Source organism: Pseudomonas sp. GW821-FHT07F05 (genome assembly GCF_059418765.1).
In genome coordinates this window covers 237,758-254,753 of the sequence record NZ_JBWKQL010000004.1, presented here as the reverse complement: position 1 = coordinate 254,753, position 16,996 = coordinate 237,758, and the positions used below count along the sequence as shown (strand labels likewise).

The window sequence follows — 16,996 nt, the reverse complement described above, 5'->3', positions numbered from 1 at the left end:
ACCGCTCAAGCGAATCTTCAGCGGGCTGCGAGGGCCCACACCCGGGCGATATCCCGGGCGCGGTCGTGGAGCAACGTCGCGGCGTTGGCGCAGGCGAACTCCAGCGTCATCGGCCCGCTGGTCACGGCGAAGGCGGCGCTGATGCCGTGGGCATACAGGTCGGCGTAGCCCTCCCCCAGTGTCCCGGCCAACACGATCACCGGCACGTTGTTGCGTTGAGCCATCCGGGCGACGCCGAAAGGGGTTTTGCCGCGCAGGGTCTGGGCGTCGAAACGGCCTTCGCCGGTGATCACCAGGTCTGCATCCTCCAGGGCATCGGCCAGTCCGGTCAGGTCGGCGACCACCTCCACACCGGGGCGGAACGACGCGTTCAGATAGGCCTTGGCCGCGAAGCCCATGCCGCCTGCCGCGCCGCTTCCAGGGTATTCGCTGTCGTCGCGGCCCAGTGCCTGAGCCGAGTGCTTGGCGAAATGCCCGAGGGCTGCGTCCAGCGCCAGCACCTGCTCGGGGGACGCGCCCTTCTGCGGGCCGAAGATGTGCGACGCGCCCTGCACGCCGCACAGGGGATTGTTGACGTCGGCGGCGACCTCGAACTGCACACTGCTCAGGCGCGGGTCGAGCCCGGTCAGGTCGATACGCGCGAGTTGTGCCAGGGCCAGGCCACCGGGAGCGAGGGGCTGGTCGTCCCGGTCGAGAAAGCGCGCACCCAGCGCCGACAGCATGCCGGTGCCGGCATCATTGGTCGCGCTGCCGCCGATGGCCAGGATTACCCGCTCGGCGCCAGCGTCCAGGGCGGCCTTGATCAGCTCGCCAGTGCCAAACGTGCTGGTGATGGTCGCGTCGCGCTGATCCAGGCTCAGCAGTTGCAGACCGCTGGCCATGGCCATTTCGATGATCGCCGTGCGCGTGTCCGCCAGCCAGCCCCACTGCGCCTGCACGGGCTGCGCAAGCGGTCCGCTGACCTGATTGCTCATCCACTCACCGTCGCACGCCGCCAAGACCGCTTCGATGGTGCCCTCGCCGCCATCAGCCATCGGGCACTCGACCAGTTCGGCGTCAGGCCAGACGTCGAGGAGCCCGGCAGCGATGGCGTGGGCGACACTTTGGGCGCTGAGGCTGTCTTTGAACGAGTCCGGGGCGATGACGATTTTCATGTTGTTCTCCTTGTCTGATGGCCGATCTTCGCACCCTGAAGCGACTTTACCGCCTTACGCTTGCACAACAGGTGGCTCGCTCGGTTGTTCATACGAACAACGCTGCGAAAGCGCCTTACTTGACCACCATCTGCGCGCCGAGATAAAGGCGCAGCAGGTCCTCGGTCCGGTAGGGATCGCAGCCGGTCAGTTCGGCGATTTTCTCCAGCCGGTAGCGCAGGCTGTTGCGATGGATGCCCAGCGTGTCGGCGCAGGCCTGGCTTTCGCCGCTGTAGTCGAACCAAGCGCGCAGGGTGTCGAGCAATTGCGGGTTATCGAGCAGGCGCTTGATCGGCTCGGCGATGCCTTCGGCCAACCAGTCGTGGCGGTTGCGCCAGAACAGCAGCGCGACGCGATGGCTGGCCAGCCGCAGCAGTTTGACAGTCGGCCGCAAGTGGCGCGCGTAATCGAGCAGGTCGCGGGCGGCGGTGCAGGCGGCGCGCAGGGAGGCCAGGTCCGCCGAAGTTTCGACGGTTGCCATGCGTTGCACGGGCCAGCCCTGTTCGTCGAAAAGCGCCAGCAGCAAAGCGTCGTCGCGGTCCTTGCCCACCGCGCGGCACCAATAAATCAGACCCGGCTCGCACGGCAGGCACCAGCTGTTGGCGTAACGCCCCAACAGCCACGCACTCATCGCACCGGCATAGGTCGCGCCTTCAGGCAGTTCGAGCAACACGGCCTGGCGCGGCAACTGCGGCTGCAAACCCAGCTGTTCAGCTTCGGCGACCAGATGGGCAGCGCTGTCGCCGAGCAAGAGCCGCGACAGCAAGTCTTCACTGCGCTGATGCCGCCATTGCTGATCGGCCTGCTGGCGTCGATGCTCCATGAGCATCTCGGCGGTCATCTTCACCAGCTCCGCGTAAACCCGCACATCATCGGGCTCGCCGGTGATGCCGAGCACGCCGATCAGTTTCTGATCCAGCATTAACGGCAGATTCACCCCCGGGCGCACGCCGTCGAGCTGTCGGGCGGTGTGCGAATCGATCTCCACCACGCGGCTGTTGGCGAGGACCAGCTGCGCCCCTTCATGCCGGGTGTACAACCGCTCGGCCTCGCCGCTGCCAATGATGATGCCCAGGTAATCCATGACGTTGACGTTGCACGGCAAAATCGCCATCGCCCGGTCGACGATGTCCTGGGCCAGGGCGTGGTCAAGGGCGAACATGAGGGGTGTCTGCGCAGCGAAGGGAATGAGGGTTCATACACATCAGGTCTTGTTTTTGTGGGTGGTGGGAGTCTGCCTGAATTTTCCCAAGACTTCTCGCGCCAGACCCGCTGCGTTGATATCCAGCAGGGGCAGGCCATGGCAGAGTGCGACCATACCTTTATGGCCATCTCGAGAAATGTCTACTTATGTTGAGAACCGCCGTCAAAAAGCTACACCGCCTCACCCTCCTCCTCTCCGCCCTGACCCTTCAGGCCTGCGCCTCCACCGAGGTGCCCCTGGGACAGGCGAGTTTTGCCGAATATCGCCAGCAGACCATTGCCTGGATGGAGCAGAACCGGGCCTTTCAGACGCCTGATCACCCTACCGAGGTCGAGTGGAATGCACCTCGGGAATGGCGGCCCAAAGCGCCAGCCACGCGGGGGATTTTATTGGTCCATGGCCTCGGCGACTCGCCGTGGTCGTTCAATGACGTCGGCGAGGCGCTCGCGGCGCAGGGGTTTCTGGTGCGCACGGTGTTGCTGCCGGGGCACGGCAGCAAGCCGGCGGACATGCTGGATGTGACGCTCAGACAGTGGCAGCAAGTGGTGCGGGAGCAGACGCAGATTCTTGAGCGGGAGGTGCCGACGGTGTATCTGGGCGGGTTTTCGACCGGTGCGAACCTGGTGCTGGATTATGCGTACGAGCACCCGAATATCGCCGGCCTGGTGCTGTTCTCTCCGGCCTTCAAACCTGCGAACACCTACGCCTGGGTCACTCAATACATCGGCTGGTTTCGCCCCTGGCTGGCGAAACCGGATGATGGCGTGCGTCCGATGCAGACGCCGGTTCGCTACCTGAACGTGCCCACCAACGGTTTCGCCCAGTTCTACCGCAGCGCGCTGTTGGCCCAAAAGCACCTCGACAAAGGGGCCTACGACAAGCCGGTGTTCGTCGCCATTACCGAGCACGACTCGGTGCTGGATACCGGTTACGTGCTGGACAGCTTCAACGCGCGCTTCACCCATCCGCTCAGCCGGCTGATCTGGTACGGCAACGACCCGGCTGCGGCGCAGAAAAACCCGAAGGTGCGGGTGCGCAGCGATCTCCTGCCGGAATACCGCATCGCCCAGTTCTCGCACATGGGGTTGATGTTCTCACCTGCAAACCCGTTGTACGGGGTGAATGGCCGTCAGCGGATCTGCTGGAACGGCCAGTCATCCGCCGACATGCAGAAATGCCTGAATGGCGAGCCGGTGTGGTATTCGGATTGGGGCCATCGTGAACCGGGCAAAGCCTTCGCGCGGCTGACGTTCAATCCGTATTTCGAGTGGCAGTCGGGGGTGATGATGGAGGTTCTGGCGTCCCCATAGTGGGACCGGCTTCAGCCGGGAAGAGGCCAGTGAGAGCAACACACATTTCGCGGTGTGACACCCGACGCCTTCCCGGCTAAAGCCAGTCCTACAGGAAGACCGCGTTCAAATAGTGGGACCGGCTTCAGCCGGGAAGAGGCCAGTGAGAGCAACACACATCTCGCGGTGTGACACCCGACGCCTTCCCGGCTAAAGCCAGTCCCACTATTGGCCGCAGTCACTCTCACTTACTGCATTCCCATCAATCCCGCGCCATCACTCCACCGGCGCCAGGCGCTCCCGGCTATTGCTCAGGTGAGTCCACATTGCGGCGCGGGCGGCGTCGGGGTCCTGGCGGCGGATGGCGGCGAGGATGGCTTCGTGTTCGAGGTTGGCCAGATACGCACTGTGGGTGAGGCTCGCCCCGGCACGTTCGCTGGTGGCGATGCGGCTGCGCGGGATAACGGCGATGCCGAGGTTCTGCAGGATCTCCACGAAATACGGATTGCCGGTGGCCTCGGCGATCAGCAGATGAAAGCGTCGGTCCGCTTCGACGCAGCTGTCTTCCTTGGCCAGCAGGTCCTGATAATCATCCAGCGCGGCGCGCATCGCCGTTAGCTGTGATTGACTGCGGCGTTGCGCGGCCAGGGCGACGGCCTGGGTTTCCAGGCCCATGCGCAGTTCGATGATGTGCCGCACGCTGAACGCGGTTTCCACCTTCAGGTGCAGCCCGCTCTGCTCCGAACGCGCCAGCACGTAGGTGCCTTTGCCCTGATGGGTCTCGACCAGCCCGGACGCCTGCAATTTGGAAATCGCCTCGCGCACGACGGTGCGGCTCACGCCATGCTCGCGGACGATCTCGCTCTCCGACGGCAACTTCGCACCCGTCGCAATGGTGCCCATCAGGATCCGCTGACTCAGGTCGGTGACCAGGTCCGTCGCCAGGCTGTGCTGGCGACGCTTGGGTGGCAAGGGTCCGGTGCTGTTCAAATAAAGTCGTCCTATAAGTGCCGAAAAGAACGGCGGCCGCAGAGGCCTGCCATCCACTTGTATTTTCCTGACCACCCGCGCTCGATGCACGCACTCAGCCACTCGCCGGAAACTCATCGCGAAACGGCCAGGAACCCCGAAAACAGCGCCAAACAGCAGCGCCCAGCAACTCATTCCACTTGTCAGACAGGCGAGCCTAGCCCGACGAAATACTTCTTGCAACCCCCGTAAATCCGGTTGCCAAGGCCATCATTACTTGTATGATGACTGGCAACAAGGCTACACACCTTGTCACACACAACGTGCTTGACCACCCGCATAAAAATAATCAGTGGGAGTTACCAGAGTGAACACATCCTCAACACGGGCGGATGACGCCTCCGATTCCGTCCTGCAATCGGCGGTCTCGAAAGTCAAACGACACATCCTGCCGCTGTTCGTCATCATGTTCATCGTCAACTACATCGACCGGGTCAACATCGGCTTCGTGCGTAGTCACATGGAACATGACCTGGGTATCGGCGCGGCCGCCTACGGTTTCGGTGCCGGCCTGTTCTTCATCGCGTATGCGATGTTCGAAGTCCCCTCCAACATCCTTCTGCAGAAAGTCGGCGCGCGCATCTGGCTGACCCGCATCATGCTCACCTGGGGCATCGTCGCCGCCTGCATGGCGTTCATTCAGACCGAAACCCACTTCTACATCCTGCGCTTCCTGCTGGGCGTGGCCGAAGCCGGGTTCTTCCCGGGCGTGATCTACTACTTCACCCGCTGGTTGCCCGGCGTCGAGCGTGGCAAGGCCATCGCCATCTTCCTCAGCGGCTCGGCCTTCGCGTCGGTGATCTCCGGCCCGCTCTCCGGCCTGTTGCTGCAGATCGACGCGCTGGGCTACCACGGCTGGCAGTGGATGTACTTCATCGAAGGCATGTTCTCCGTCGGCCTGTGCTTCTTCGTCTGGTTCTGGCTCGACTCCAAACCCCACGACGCCAAATGGCTGACCGAGGCCGAGAAGGACGCGCTGGTCAACACCATCGACGCTGAACAGAAGGCTCGCGAAGCGGCCAACCCGGTCAAGCTGTCCATCGGCAAGCTGCTCAAGGACCCGCAGATCATCCTGTTCTGCCTGATGTACTTCTTCATCCAGCTGACCATCTACGCGGCGACGTTCTGGCTGCCGAGCATCATCAAGAAGATGGGCGACCTCACCGACTTCCAGGTCGGCCTGTTCAACTCGATCCCGTGGTTTATCGCCATCGTCTGCATGTACGGCTTCGCCTCGCTGTCGGCCAAGTGGAAGCACCAGCAAGCGTGGGTGGCCGTCGCGTTGTTGATCGCGGCAGCAGGGATGTTCATGTCGACTACGGGCGGTCCGGTGTTTGCCTTTGTTGCGATCTGCTTCGCGGCGATGGGCTTCAAGTCGGCGTCGTCGCTGTTCTGGCCGATCCCCCAGGGCTATCTGGATGCACGGATCGCCGCGGGGGTCATCGCGCTGATCAACTCCGTGGGCAACCTGGGCGGTTTCGTTGCGCCGACCACCTTCGGCATCCTCGAACAGCAGACCGGTTCGATCCAGGGCGGCCTGTATGGCCTGACTGTCACCTCGATCATCGCCGCGATTCTGGTGTTCACCGTGCGCACGACGCCCAAGCCCGGCGCGGTGCCGGTGGCCAAGGTCGACGTGACGCCCAGCCACACCTGAGTCAGGCGCTCCAAGCGCTGAACTCGACGTTCTGAACCTCTTAAAGAAAGCGCCACGCCGCGCTCGGTATTACCAAGGATTTAGCGATGAACACACAGACTTCCGGCAGCACCCCCGTCATCACCGACATGCAGGTCATTCCGGTGGCTGGCCACGATGACATGCTGCTCAACCTCAGCGGCGCCCACGGCCCGTATTTCACCCGTAACATCGTCATCCTCAAGGACAACGCCGGCAACACTGGCGTGGGTGAAATCCCCGGCGGCGAGAAAATCCGCCAGACCCTCGAAGACGCACGCACGTTGGTGGTCGGCAGCAGCATCGGCAACTACCAGAAGATCCTCAACGACGTGCGCCGCACCTTTGCCGAGCGCGATGCCGGCGGTCGCGGCCTGCAGACCTTCGACCTGCGCATCACCATCCACGCGGTGACCGGCATTGAAGCGGCGGTGCTGGATTTGCTAGGTCAGCACCTTGAAGTGCCGGTCGCCGCACTGCTCGGCGAAGGACAGCAGCGTGATGAAGTGAAGATGCTGGGCTACCTGTTTTACGTCGGTGACCAGACCAAAACCAACCTGCCCTATCGCACCGAAGCCGATGCTGACAATGCGTGGTTTCGCGTTCGTCACGAAGAAGCACTGACCCCGGACGCGGTGGTGCGTCTGGCCGAGGCGGCTTATGCGCAATACGGTTTCGAGGACTTCAAACTCAAGGGCGGCGTGCTCAGCGGCGATGCGGAAATCGAAGCCGTCACGGCACTGGCCGAACGCTTCCCGAAAGCGCGCATTACCCTCGACCCGAACGGCGCCTGGTCGCTGAAAGAAGCGGTGCGTCTGTGCCGCGATCAGCACAAAGTGCTGGCCTATGCCGAAGACCCGTGTGGCGCCGAGAACGGTTACTCGGGCCGCGAAGTCATGGCTGAATTCCGTCGCGCCACCGGCCTGCGCACCGCCACCAACATGATCGCCACCGACTGGCGCGAAATGGGTCATGCCATCCAGCTTCAATCGGTGGACATCCCCCTGGCCGACCCGCACTTCTGGACCATGCAGGGTTCGGTGCGCGTCGCGCAGATGTGCAACGAATGGGGCCTGACCTGGGGTTCGCACTCCAATAACCACTTCGATATTTCCCTGGCGATGTTCACCCACGCCGCCGCCGCTGCGCCGGGCAACATCACCGCCATCGACACCCACTGGATCTGGCAGGACGGCCAGCGCCTGACCAAGGCACCGCTGCAGATCATCGGCGGCAATGTGCAGGTGCCGAAGAAGCCCGGGCTGGGTGTGGAGATAGACATGGACCAGGTGGCCAAGGCCCACGAGCTGTACAAAGGCATGGGCCTTGGTGCGCGGGATGACAGCGTCGCCATGCAGTTCCTGGTGCCGAACTGGACGTTCAACAACAAGCAGCCGTGCCTGGTGCGCTGATCGACTGACCCGAGCCGGCCCCCCTGCGGCTGAACAGCGGCGACCGGACAGAATCACCTAAATTGCCAAATGGCGACCGGCGCGTAACCCCTTGCGCGCCGTTTTTCTTCATCATCTCCCATAGCGGCCGCGTGCTACTGTTTGCGCATCTCACTGCCCTGAAGTCCTCTATGTCCCGCCTTGCCAAGACCCACCCTCGCCTGACCATTGCCACCCTCGTCGGCGTCGCCGCCGGTATTGCAAGCGCGTTCATCGCCCCGGATATTTCAGTGATCAGCAAATGCCTGATCGGCTGGAACGTCGCCGGCTGGCTGTACATGGCGATGATCATGCGCCGCACCTTCAAATCCAGCGCGGATGACGTGCGCCGGGTCGCGGAAATCGAGGACGAGAACGCCGGCGTGGTCCTGTTCGTCGTCTGCGTGGCGGCGATTGCCAGCCTGGCGGCGATCATCCTGGAGCTGGCCGGCATTCAGGACATGAAGGACGCCGACAAAGCGCTGCATTACGCCTTCACCGGCTTCACCATCCTTGGCTCATGGCTGCTGATCGGCGTGGTCTTCAGCCTGCATTACGCCCGGGTGTTCTACACCTGGCGCGGCGACAAGCCGGCGCTGCGCTTTGCCGATGGCGAGGAGAACCCGGACTACTGGGATTTTCTGTATTTCTCCTTCACCCTGAGCGTCGCCGTGCAGACCTCCGACGTCGGCGTCGCCACCCGCGGCTTGCGCAAAGTGGTGCTGGCGCAGTCGCTGATCGGCTTTGTGTTCAACACCTCGATTCTGGGGTTCTCGATCAACATCGCGGCCGGGTTGTTTAACTGACATTTAGCGCAGGTACTGGCATCTTCGCGAGCAAGCTCGCTCCCACAGGATCCGGGTTGATTCGGGATCTGTGCCACGCCGGTCGCTCCCACAAAGAAGCCCACTCCAAGCGGTTTCGGGCTTCCAGAGCCGTGCAGGCAGGCGTACTGTGAGCGCCACAAAATCCAACATCGCTGCTGAACGAGGCCTCGCTCAATGACTCAGGATTCCGGGTTGAAGATTGCCGTACTCGACGACTGGCAATCGGTCGCTGAAAACGTTGTGGACTGGACCGTATTGAAGCCCATTGGCGAGGTCAGTTTTCTGCATGACTACCCGGCCGAAACTGATGCCATGGTCGCCCGCCTCAAGGACTTCCAGATCCTCTGCGTGATGCGCGAGCGCACGGTTTTCGATGACGCCCTGCTCAGTCAGCTACCCAACCTGAAACTGCTGGTCACCGGCGGCATGCGCAACGCGGCGCTGGACCTGAAGGCCGCCGCACGCCTGGGCATCACCGTGGTTGGCACCGACAGCTACAAGTACGCGACGCCGGAACTGACCTGGGCGCTGATCATGGGCGTGACCCGCAACCTGGTCGCCGAAGCCAACTCCCTGCGCGCGGGCGACTGGCAGATCGGCATCGGCAGCGACCTGTATGGCAAGACCCTGGGCATCGTCGGCCTGGGCAGCATCGGCCAAAAGATCGCCCGCTACGGCAAGGCCTTCGACATGAAAGTCATTGCCTGGAGCGAGAACCTGACAGCCGAACGCGCCGCCGAGCATGGCGTGACGTACGTCAGCAAGCAGGCACTGTTCGAGCAATCGGACGTGGTGTCGGTGAATCTGGTGCTCAGCGAGCGCAGTCGTGGGCTGGTGGATGCCGAGTCGCTAAACCGCATGAAGCCGACGGCGTATCTGGTAAATACCGCGCGCGGGCCGATCGTCGACGAAGACGCGCTGATTGAGGTGCTCACGCAGAAGAAAATCGCTGGCGCCGCGCTGGACGTTTACAGCGTCGAGCCGTTGCCGGCCAATCATCCGTTCCGCACGCTGCCCAACGTCCTGGCCACGCCTCACGTGGGCTACGTGACAGAAAACAACTACCGGATGTTCTTCAGCCAGATGATTGAGGACATTCAGGCCTGGCACGCTGGCGCGCCGATCCGCGTGTTTGCCTGACCGCGCTCTTCACTCATCGCCTCAAGACCCAGCCTCAAGACTCACTGCATCAAGGACTCAGATGATGACCACGCCGCTTTCCCGCTTGCCCTCCGACCCCCGCGCCGCGTTGCTGGTGATCGACATGCAATACGACTTCATGCCCGGCGGCGCGCTGGCCGTGGCCGAGGGCGATGCGCTGGTGCCGCTGATCAACCGCCTCGGCGCGCAGTTTCGCAATGTGGTCATGGCCCAGGACTGGCACCCGCGCGGGCATGTGTCGTTTGCGTCCAGCCATGCCGGTCGCGCGCCATTTGAAAGCATCACCCTGCCCTACGGCGCGCAGACGCTGTGGCCCGATCACTGCGTGCAAGGCAGCCACGGCGCTGCATTGCATGCGGATCTGAATATCACCCACGCGCAGTTGATCCTGCGCAAGGGCTGCAACGCCGGCATCGACAGCTATTCCGCGTTCGTCGAAGCCGACCGCACGACGCGCACCGGGCTGGCCGGGTATCTGAGCGAGCGTGGTATCGACAGCGTGTTCGTGGTCGGTCTGGCCCTGGATTTCTGCGTGGCCTGGACCGCGCTGGACGCCCGGGCGGCCGGTTTCAACACCTGGGTGATCGCCGACGCGTGCAAGGCCATCGACCTCAATGGCTCGCTGGACCAGGCCTGGAAAGACATGGCGCTGGCGGGGGTCAATCGGATCGACAGTGCAGAGCTCACTGAATAAACACACAGCCCCCTGTGGGAGTGAGGTTGTTCACGAAGAGGCCGGGACATTCAGCCACTTTCTCCGGCGGCTGAAAGTCAGTTTTCGCGAGCAAGCTCGACTCCCACGGGATGGTGGTGCGCCTCGGAATCTCAGGTTGCTGCAGGACTTGTGGGAGTGAGCTTGCTCGCGAAGAGGCCGGGACGGTCAGCCACTTTCTCCGGCGGCCGAAAGTCAGTCTTCGCGAGCAAGGTGGAGCGCCACCCCGGTCACTCCCACGGGATAGTGGACTGACTCATATTTCGGCCAGTTCGGAGGACCTGTGGGAGTGAGCTTGCTCGCGAAGAGGCCGGGACATTCAGCCACTTTCTCCGGCGGCCGAAAGTCAGTCTTCGCGAGCAAGGTGGAGCGCCACCCCGGTCACTCCCACGGGATAGTGGACTGACTCTATATTTCCGCCAGTTCGTAGGACCTGTGGGAGTGAGCTTGCTCGCGAAGAGGCCGGGACGGTCAGCCAGTTTCTCCGGCGGCTGAAAGTCAGTCTTCGCGAGCAAGCTCGCTCCCGCGCGATAGTGGACTGACTCATATTTCGGCCAGTTCGTAGGACCTGTGGGAGTGAGCTTGCTCGCGAAGAGGCCGGGACATTCAGCCACTTTCTTTGGCGGCCGAAAGTCAGTCTTCGCGAGCAAGGTGGAGCGCCACCCCGGTCACTCCCACGGGATAGTGGACTGACTCAATATTTCGGCCAGTTCGGAGGACCTGTGCGTGTCCGCATCCGCAGGCAGCTCCTACAGCAATAGGCCTCAATCCTGCCCCAATGCAAAGCGTTTCAACCCTTCCCCCTCCATCCGGTAACGCACCCACTCGTCCTGGGGCTCGGCGCCGATTGATTTGTAGAAGTCGATCGCCGGCTGGTTCCAGTCCAGCACGCTCCACTCCAGACGACCACAGCCGCTGTCATGGGCGATCCGGGCCAGATGGCGCAGCAGTTTCTTGCCGGCACCGGCGCCCCGATGCGCAGCGGACACGTACAGATCCTCAAGGTACAGGCCCTTGCGGCCCAGCCAGGTGGAATAGCTCAGGAAGTACACGGCGAAACCTATGGGCTGGCCGTCCAGCAGGCAGATTAGGGCCTTGGCCGGCGAAGCTTCGTCGAACAGGCTTTGCTCAATGTCAGCGACGCTGGCCTTGACCTCGTGCTCGGCTTTTTCGTAGATCGCCAGCTCGGTGATAAAGCCCAGGATGACGGCGGCGTCGTCACGGGTGGCATCGCGGATGTGAAGGCTCAAAGGGGGGCTCCCGGGTCAGTGAAAAGGCTGCCGCCGTTGGCGAACGACGGGTGACGGATTGTGTCTCAAGCAGCAGCGCCGCGCAGCAAGCACGTGCACGCCAGCCGCCGCCTCCCTCGAACATCGAAAGCAGAATGCTCTGACCACGAGCACTGAATCATCCAAAGGATCGCCATGGAACACGAACCAGACGGCAAGACCCCCGGCCTCACGGCGGAAGAAGAACGCGACATCGACGAAAACCAGCCGCCCCGCGCCGCCGTCCTCCACGAAACGATCCGCATGCAGGGCGATCAGGAACTGGAGCGCAACGTCGCCGCGCTGTTCTGGTCGGCCCTCGCGGCCGGGCTGACCATGGGCCTGTCGCTGATGGCGATGGGGCTGTTGAACTCTCGCCTGCCCGATGCCGAAGGCTTCAAAGTCATCGCCAGCTTCGGCTACTGCGCAGGCTTTCTGGCGGTGATTCTGGCCCGTCAGCAGCTGTTCACCGAAAACACCCTGACCGCCGTGCTGCCGGTGATGAGCAAGCCGACGCTGAAAAACGTCGTCCGCCTGTTGCGGCTGTGGACCGTGGTGCTGGTAGGTAACCTGTGCGGCACGCTGCTGGTGGCCTACGTCATGCTGCACCTGCCGATCTTCGACACCAAGACCGACCAGGCTTTCCTCGAAATCGGCCGCAAGGTGATGGAGAACGACAGCGGGCAGATGTTCGCCAAAGGCATTATCTCCGGCTGGATGATCGCCACCATGGTGTGGATGATCCCGTCCATGGAATCGGCCAAGGTCGCCATCATCGTGATGATCACCTACCTGATGGCCCTGGGGGATTTCACCCACATCGTGGTCGGCTCGGCGGAAGTCTCGTATCTAGTGTTCGCCGGCGAGCTGCCATGGAAGGATTTCTGGCTGACATTCGCAGGCCCGACACTGGGTGGCAACATCATCGGCGGCAGCTTCATCTTCGCGTTGATCAGCCATGCGCAGATCCGCAGCGAAGGCGAAACGCCGGACAAGAAAGGCCAGAAGAAAGTGCTGGACGAAAAGCTGAAGCAAGAGCTGCGTCAGCCCAAAGCTGAATCCGATCGAAAAGGCGCTTGAAGCGGTAGGAAATGTGACAGTGACCGTTGTGCCTGGGTGTGACACCGGTCATGTGGGAGTGAGCTTGCTCACGAAGGCGTCGGACCTGACAGTCAAGGGTCGCCTGATACAACGCATTCGCGAGCAAGGTGGAGCGCCACCCCGGTCGCTCCCACACTGATCGCTGACCTGTCAGGAATCGAGCGCCTGCCCACTCCCCCCGGCGCGCTGGCTAGCACCAAAACGCCCCTCATGCCCTTCTTAAATTATTTTTAAGAAATCCCGACTACGTTTAAAGGCAAAATGCAGCCTTCTGTCCTCTCACGTGGCCCTGATCTCACATGACGCGAATTCTGACAATCGAAGACGATGCCGTCACCGCGAAGGAAATCGTTGCCGAACTGAGCAGCCACGGCCTGCAGGTGGACTGGGTCGACAACGGTCGCGAGGGCCTGGTCCGCGCGGTCAGCGGCGATTACGACCTGATTACCCTCGATCGCATGCTGCCGGAAGTCGACGGTCTGGCGATTGTCACCACCATGCGCGCTCTGGGTATCGCCACGCCGATTCTGATGATTAGCGCGCTGTCCGATGTAGATGAGCGGGTGCGCGGGTTGCGCGCGGGTGGGGATGATTACCTGTCCAAACCCTTCGCCTCCGACGAAATGGCCGCCCGGGTGGAAGTCTTGCTGCGCCGCAGCAATCCGGGGACTCAGGCCGAGACCATGCTCAAGGTCGCCGACCTCGAACTCAATCTGATCACCCGAGAAGCCAGCCGCGCCGGGCAGCCGCTGAACCTGCTGCCGACCGAATACAAGCTGCTGGAATTCCTGATGCGCAACAGCGGGCAGATCATCACGCGCATGATGATTTTTGAAGAAGTCTGGGGTTATCACTTCGACCCCGGCACCAACCTGATCGACGTGCACATCGGTCGCTTGCGCAAGAAAATCGATCCCCCTACCCTGACGCCGCTGATACGTACCGTTCGAGGCTCAGGTTATGTCATTGCCGAACCCGTCTAAGGGCTGGCGCTCCTCCAGCAGCCGGCTGCTGGCGCTGTACAGTTTCCTGTTTGTGGCCTGGAGCAGCATCCTCATGGGGGTGCTGTACTGGGAAGTCACCAGTTACCTCAACACCCTCGCCCGCCACTCGTTGATGCAGCGCCAGCAGTTGTTCTCGCGATTCGAAGGCGCGCAGCTGGACGATGCGTTGCGCACCAGCGATAAATTCGACATGCGTTCGGTCGACGCCTACGGGCTGTTCGACAAGGACATGAACCCCATCAGCGGCCCGATCCAGAGCATTCCCGACGGCCTCAAGCTGACCGGGGAAATCCAGGAACTGGCCACCTGCATCGATTCCGACGACCCGGACCTGCCCAGCTCGGGCTGCGACGCCGTGGCGATCCATACGCTGGATGATCGCTGGCTGATTCTGGTGCGCGACAACGGTTCGCTGTTCGCCGTGACCACGCTGATTCTGCGCGCGCTGCTGTGGGGCATTTCGCTGACGATCATTCCGGGTATCGCTGGCTGGCACTTGCTGGGACGCCGGCCGCTGCAACGCATCCGGGCGATTCAGGCCAGCGCCGAGGCCATCGTCACCGGTGATCTGGCCCGCCGCCTGCCGGTGTCGGACCGCCGCGACGAGCTGGACATGCTCGCCGACATCGTCAACGCCATGCTCGACCGCATCGAGCGCCTGATGAACGAGGTCAAGGGCGTCTGCGACAACATCGCCCACGACCTGCGCACCCCGCTGACCCGTCTGCGCGCGCAGCTGTACCGGATTCAGCAGCAGTCACCGGAAGATTCGGCGCTGGGCGAGCAAATGGCCCAGGTGATCGCCGACGCCGACACGCTGATGGCGCGCTTTCGCGGGCTGCTGCGGATCTCGGAACTGGAAGATCACCAGCGGCGTTCGGCGTTCGGTCAGCTCGATCCGCAGCCGCTGTTGCAGGAGTTGCACGATTTTTACCTGCCGCTGGCCGAAGAAGGCCGCGTCTCTCTGCAGCTGAAAGTTGCCGAGCACCTGCCGCCGCTGGTGGGTGACCGCGCGCTGCTGTTCGAGGCGCTGTCGAACCTGCTGAGCAACTCGATCAAGTTCACCCCGCCGGGCGGGCAAGTCCTGCTCATCGCCCGCGCCGAAGGGGAAACCACCTTCATCGAAGTTCAGGACACCGGCCCCGGCATCCCCGATGCCGAACGCGAGGCTGTGTTCAAGCGCTTCTACCGCAGCGAAAACGGCAATCAGCAAAGCGGCTTCGGCCTGGGGCTGTCGATCGTCGCTGCGATCGTGAATCTGCACGGCTTTAAACTGCGCATCGGCAGCAGCCCGTCCGGGGGCGCGAGTCTGGTGCTGGAATGCCGACGGGTGCTGGCGTTGGGGTGAAGGGGTGGGGCTTTGGGCTGCAAGCTGCAAGCTGCAAGCAAAATCGACAAAGCCGCCTCAAGGGCGGCTTTGTTATTGGGGGGCGTTACATTTTCCGGGCTTGCTCGATGATCTTTTCCTGCCGCGCCCAGGCTTTCTCCATGACCTCCAGATAAACCCGTTCCTTCTCCTCGAAGGTGGCGTTGCGGACGAAGTCGGAAAGGGTCCTTTTCAGTTTTGGTAAAGGCTTGTCAGACGAACTCATTTCAATCCCTCGTGTGCATTCAGCATCCTGAGTAGTGACGCTGGATCGTAGTTTTCAGGGATGTGGTCGTCAACACGTTGAACATTTTCCTGATACAGCCGAGTCCCGCCCTTGTCATTTTTGAGAAGCATATCAACGGTGACCGCATGACCGAACTCGCTTTTGAGGCGGTTTACTGCGTCCCTTGCGCTGAAGTATTGCCTGACAAATTCCCTTAGCGGGATGTTGCGCCCCTCGACTTGCTCTCTTGCGGTGACGAATCTCCAGGCCAGTGCAGGGTCCTGATACACGTAGATGATGAGCACAAATCTTCCGCGCCCAACGGACCTACGGATGTTCCGCGCGACAATATCGAAATTCGCTGACGTCCCATCCAGTAGAAATGACTGCTTTTGCTTCAGTGCCTGGTCGTGAAGTTTCTCGACCAGCACTGAAACCGCATGTTGAAAAAGGCAGGCATTTCCACCTGTATACGTCGGAATCTCTGCCCTCAGAAGATCAGGGTCAATCCGCACGGTAGAAGACTCGAATCTGTTCATGAATTCGATGGATGTCTCCGTCTTTCCTGCACCCGGGGATCCCGCCATGAAGATTGAAACGGGACAGTCATCAGGCGCATAAACCGCAGGATCCGTCAGCCTCCTCGCAATCTCCTTCCTGTTCGCCTTGGCAAAAACAACAGCCTCTTCTGATATCCGTCGATCATCCGTATCCACAGTCACCCATCCTTTTATGAAGTCACGACAGTCCAGCGCCGCGCAGTATTCACGGGCGCTTCGACTGCGCCTATCCGACGTCACAAAACGAAACAGGATGCGCTGGTGAGCATTCACGGATGTGGATTCGTGCACACTGCCACGCAGGAAACACGAATCCTGTGGGAGCGAGCTTGCTCGCGAATAGGCCGGTACAGCCGCTCATTATCCGGCAGCCGGAATGCCGTCTTCGTGAGCAAGCTCCCACTTGGATCAGGTGTGCCGCGTGACAGTGCGCGACATCACCCGAACCACAAAGCAGCCTTCCCTTCACCCCGGCATGCACGTGAAGTCCACGCTGTGCCCCAGCGACTTCCCTTTCGCATCTTCAAGTTTCACCCGGTATTCCTCGCCCAGACTGGATTCCACCAGTTTGTAATGCTCACCCGCCTGAAACTGGCCGTATTGGATGCCGGTCTCGCAGTTCATCTCTCCGTTGTCGCCGCTGCGCTCCACGATCAGGTTGACATCGAGGGTATGGGCGCCGGGTTTGACTTCGAAGAAGCGCCCGTCATTCAGGCGCTTGCCATCCAGGTCCTCGGCCATCAGCACGTCGGCGGGCTGTTCCTGCAAGCTGATCCACGCCTCGCTCGGGTCGGCTTTGGGCATGGGACCGGCGCAGGCGGAGAGCAACACGACCAGACTGAACATAGGAACCAGCAATAACGATTTGGCTTTCATGGCACGACCTCGGCAGTTGAAAAAATCCCTGATGTGCAGGGTGGAATTTCGAGGGGCGCAGGGTGCGTGGGTCGC

The 16,996-nt window shown here is 61.9% G+C and carries 16 protein-coding genes; 9 read left to right on the top strand and 7 right to left on the bottom strand.

Features of this window, described 5'->3' with window-relative positions; genetic code table 11:
• Positions 1 to 17: 17 nt before the first annotated feature.
• Both AC07RO_RS12360 and AC07RO_RS12355 read right to left on the bottom strand, forming a co-directional pair.
• Positions 18 to 1,154: a glycerate kinase gene (locus AC07RO_RS12360; protein ID WP_495086164.1), complete on the bottom strand. Its 1,137-nt coding sequence runs from the start codon at positions 1,152 to 1,154 to the stop codon at positions 18 to 20.
• A gap of 115 nt (positions 1,155 to 1,269) precedes the next feature.
• A complete protein-coding gene (locus AC07RO_RS12355) occupies positions 1,270 to 2,355 on the bottom strand; it encodes a CdaR family transcriptional regulator (RefSeq protein ID WP_495086163.1) in 1,086 nt (361 codons plus the stop codon).
• A 188-nt stretch (positions 2,356 to 2,543) separates the two neighbouring features.
• Between AC07RO_RS12355 and AC07RO_RS12350 the strand changes: the two genes are divergently transcribed.
• The gene (locus AC07RO_RS12350) at positions 2,544 to 3,707 is read left to right on the top strand and encodes an alpha/beta hydrolase (RefSeq protein WP_495086162.1); all 1,164 of its coding nucleotides are present in this window, start codon (positions 2,544 to 2,546) and stop codon (positions 3,705 to 3,707) included.
• Positions 3,708 to 3,962: 255 nt separating this feature from the next.
• Here the strand turns inward: AC07RO_RS12350 and AC07RO_RS12345 are convergent, their stop codons facing one another.
• Positions 3,963 to 4,676, bottom strand: coding sequence for a FadR/GntR family transcriptional regulator (locus AC07RO_RS12345; RefSeq protein WP_495086161.1), 714 nt, complete (start codon positions 4,674 to 4,676; stop codon positions 3,963 to 3,965).
• Between the two features lie 346 nt (positions 4,677 to 5,022).
• Here AC07RO_RS12345 and AC07RO_RS12340 point away from each other — a divergent pair, with 346 nt between their 5' ends.
• The 5 genes from AC07RO_RS12340 (at position 5,023) to pncA (ending at position 10,502) form a co-directional block, all read left to right on the top strand.
• Positions 5,023 to 6,372 (top strand): MFS transporter, encoded by a 1,350-nt coding sequence (locus tag AC07RO_RS12340; protein WP_192172347.1) that lies wholly within the window; start codon positions 5,023 to 5,025, stop codon positions 6,370 to 6,372.
• Between the two features lie 86 nt (positions 6,373 to 6,458).
• Positions 6,459 to 7,802 (top strand): glucarate dehydratase, encoded by a 1,344-nt coding sequence (gene gudD, locus AC07RO_RS12335; protein WP_192172346.1) that lies wholly within the window; start codon positions 6,459 to 6,461, stop codon positions 7,800 to 7,802.
• A gap of 170 nt (positions 7,803 to 7,972) precedes the next feature.
• Positions 7,973 to 8,626 (top strand): DUF1345 domain-containing protein, encoded by a 654-nt coding sequence (locus tag AC07RO_RS12330; protein WP_192172345.1) that lies wholly within the window; start codon positions 7,973 to 7,975, stop codon positions 8,624 to 8,626.
• Positions 8,627 to 8,821: 195 nt separating this feature from the next.
• Positions 8,822 to 9,787 (top strand): D-2-hydroxyacid dehydrogenase family protein, encoded by a 966-nt coding sequence (locus tag AC07RO_RS12325; protein ID WP_495086160.1) that lies wholly within the window; start codon positions 8,822 to 8,824, stop codon positions 9,785 to 9,787.
• A 64-nt stretch (positions 9,788 to 9,851) separates the two neighbouring features.
• Entirely contained in the window at positions 9,852 to 10,502 is a 651-nt protein-coding gene (pncA, locus tag AC07RO_RS12320) for a bifunctional nicotinamidase/pyrazinamidase (protein WP_192172343.1), read from the top strand.
• Between the two features lie 782 nt (positions 10,503 to 11,284).
• Here the strand turns inward: pncA and AC07RO_RS12315 are convergent.
• Positions 11,285 to 11,770 carry a GNAT family N-acetyltransferase gene (locus tag AC07RO_RS12315; protein ID WP_463582161.1) on the bottom strand — a complete coding sequence of 162 codons (486 nt, stop codon included), beginning with the start codon at positions 11,768 to 11,770 and terminating at the stop codon, positions 11,285 to 11,287.
• Positions 11,771 to 11,944: 174 nt separating this feature from the next.
• Between AC07RO_RS12315 and AC07RO_RS12310 the strand changes: the two genes are divergently transcribed.
• The 3 genes from AC07RO_RS12310 to AC07RO_RS12300 all read left to right on the top strand — a co-directional run bounded on the left by AC07RO_RS12310 (position 11,945) and on the right by AC07RO_RS12300 (position 15,241).
• The gene (locus tag AC07RO_RS12310) at positions 11,945 to 12,868 is read left to right on the top strand and encodes a formate/nitrite transporter family protein (protein ID WP_346627839.1); all 924 of its coding nucleotides are present in this window, start codon (positions 11,945 to 11,947) and stop codon (positions 12,866 to 12,868) included.
• Positions 12,869 to 13,188: 320 nt separating this feature from the next.
• Entirely contained in the window at positions 13,189 to 13,872 is a 684-nt protein-coding gene (locus AC07RO_RS12305; RefSeq protein ID WP_062387311.1) for a response regulator transcription factor, read from the top strand.
• The gene (locus AC07RO_RS12300; protein WP_192172340.1) at positions 13,850 to 15,241 is read left to right on the top strand and encodes a sensor histidine kinase; all 1,392 of its coding nucleotides are present in this window, start codon (positions 13,850 to 13,852) and stop codon (positions 15,239 to 15,241) included. Before AC07RO_RS12305 ends, AC07RO_RS12300 begins: the two co-directional genes overlap by 23 nt.
• An 85-nt stretch (positions 15,242 to 15,326) precedes the next feature.
• Here the strand turns inward: AC07RO_RS12300 and AC07RO_RS12295 are convergent, their stop codons facing one another.
• The 3 genes from AC07RO_RS12295 to AC07RO_RS12285 all read right to left on the bottom strand — a co-directional run bounded on the left by AC07RO_RS12295 (position 15,327) and on the right by AC07RO_RS12285 (position 16,921).
• Positions 15,327 to 15,485 (bottom strand): hypothetical protein, encoded by a 159-nt coding sequence (locus AC07RO_RS12295; protein ID WP_163022190.1) that lies wholly within the window; start codon positions 15,483 to 15,485, stop codon positions 15,327 to 15,329.
• The gene (locus tag AC07RO_RS12290; RefSeq protein ID WP_495086159.1) at positions 15,482 to 16,201 is read right to left on the bottom strand and encodes a zeta toxin family protein; all 720 of its coding nucleotides are present in this window, start codon (positions 16,199 to 16,201) and stop codon (positions 15,482 to 15,484) included. The genes AC07RO_RS12295 and AC07RO_RS12290 overlap by 4 nt, the downstream gene beginning before the upstream one ends.
• A gap of 309 nt (positions 16,202 to 16,510) precedes the next feature.
• Positions 16,511 to 16,921: a PA0061/PA0062 family lipoprotein gene (locus AC07RO_RS12285; RefSeq protein ID WP_346627841.1), complete on the bottom strand. Its 411-nt coding sequence runs from the start codon at positions 16,919 to 16,921 to the stop codon at positions 16,511 to 16,513.
• Between the last annotated feature and the right edge of the window lie 75 nt (positions 16,922 to 16,996).